The sequence below is a fragment of the Haloferax sp. Atlit-10N genome, from assembly GCF_003586325.1.
In the GTDB taxonomy this organism is placed as follows: Archaea; Halobacteriota; Halobacteria; order Halobacteriales; family Haloferacaceae; genus Haloferax; species Haloferax prahovense.
Genome location: NZ_PSYX01000029.1, coordinates 1 through 1,726 on the forward strand (window position 1 = coordinate 1; position 1,726 = coordinate 1,726).

A 1,726-nucleotide genomic window follows, 5' to 3' on the forward strand; every position below is an offset into this window, starting at 1 on the left:
ATGCACCGACGTACGACGAACTAGCGACGATTCGCCGGCGCTCTCGCTTCCTTGAAACGACGGTTCACCTCGACCAAGACGAACTCGTGATTCGTCTTACTGAAGCGGGCGAAGCGATTGCTACCCCCGACACTGGGGCAGTCCAATCTGCTGGTAGTTCGAAGCATGACGCTGCTCTTGCACAGATCGAAGCAGAACTGACGACCCATGGCTGTACAGTATCGATACTCAGCCAAGACGGGAGCGAGAAACCGGATGGGCGTGCGACGCACCCTGCGTTTGACGCTCCGTTTGCCATCGAGGTCGAGACGACAACGCCAGGGAAGCCTGCGAAAGTCCTCACGAACCTCCGCAAAGCACAGGAGGCGGGGGAAATCCCGATGTTTGTCGTTCGGGCTGGTGAGCCGGAACCCTACTGGGCAGAACGTGTCGAACAGGTGCTGTCGCCACCGCTTCGTGAACTCCAGTCAGGAGACACGCGGTTCTATACGACTGATACAACGATCTCGTTCAATGGTGGTGCGAGCGAGGAGGGTGGTCTGACGGCACTTCGACCCGTGTCGCCTGAGAGCGCACAGACGATCTGGTCACGAGTCGATGGGGATCTTGTTTTGGAAGACGGTGCTGGGGGTGAACTGCTTCGAGTTGAGTCATTAGACGAACTCTCGAAGAGCCGACTGCCTGCGGTTTACAGCTATGATTCGGTGGCCGATGAGTACGTCGTCTACGCGGAGGGCGAGCAGTATGTCTACGACTCGAAAGAGGCGTTTACTGCTGACTGGACTAAGCTCAAGCGGCCATTCGTCCCCGAAGATGAACTGCTGTATCCAGGATTCAGTAGTGAGCAGTATCTTATCGTCATTCTTCGGAACGACGGTGACGCAGTAATTTATCGGGACGGCACAGTACGGCCCTTGAGTGACCTCTCGGAGCTGGATCTCGTCGCACAGCCAACCCGATCCAATACCGCAGTGGCCGAAAGAGCCGCAACCCCCACATCAGACGAGTCGGACGAGTCTCTGGTCGACGTATCGGAGCTTGCAGACGACCCTGATGCTGTTGTGGGCCGCTTCGCAGAGGAGTTCCTCCGTGAGACAGCCCACGGATCTGTCTCCTCTGAACGGGTTTACAACTGCTATCAGTCGTGGGTGACTGAACAGGGGCTTTCACCGGATTCAAAGCGGTGGTTCACACGCCGGCTGAGACAGCACGTCGAGTTCGATAGCACGGTCAAGAAAGACGGGAATGCCACAACTCGTCATTACGATGGGCTCGCCCTCACTCAGGAGGAATTGTCTAATGACTGATACTGGTCTGTCAGCGTTTGTCCCCGGTCAGACGAACAACGGCCGATTCAGCCAGAAACCGGTTAAAGGAGTGTTCAGACGGATGGTTACGACAGGTTACGATAGTCCCATCCAGAGTTACGACAGCCGTTACGATAGAATTCGGATAATAGCGGGATTGAACGGTGTATTTTGGACAGATTCGGATTGTCGGTTACGACAGAATCCGACTAGTATAGACAGGGGGGACCCCGTCGGAACTGGGTATTGTCAAAGTGACCAGACAATGCAGACGTATTTGGACTCTGAGATGACTGCGAATCAGCGAGGAACAAAGAATGTGTGATGAAATTGACCTCGATATAGACCAGCTGCCACCCGAACTTCGCGAGCGTGAGCAGTGGGTTTGCTGGCGGAGAGAGATGCGAGATGACAAAGCG

The 1,726-nt window shown here is 55.3% G+C and carries 1 protein-coding gene; it reads left to right on the forward strand.

Going from position 1 to position 1,726, the window contains the following annotated elements:
• Positions 1-1,307: primase-like DNA-binding domain-containing protein (locus C5B91_RS20915; protein ID WP_233547837.1), on the forward strand; the 1,307-nt coding region annotated here is incomplete at its 5' end.
• Positions 1,308-1,726 lie beyond the last annotated feature (419 nt).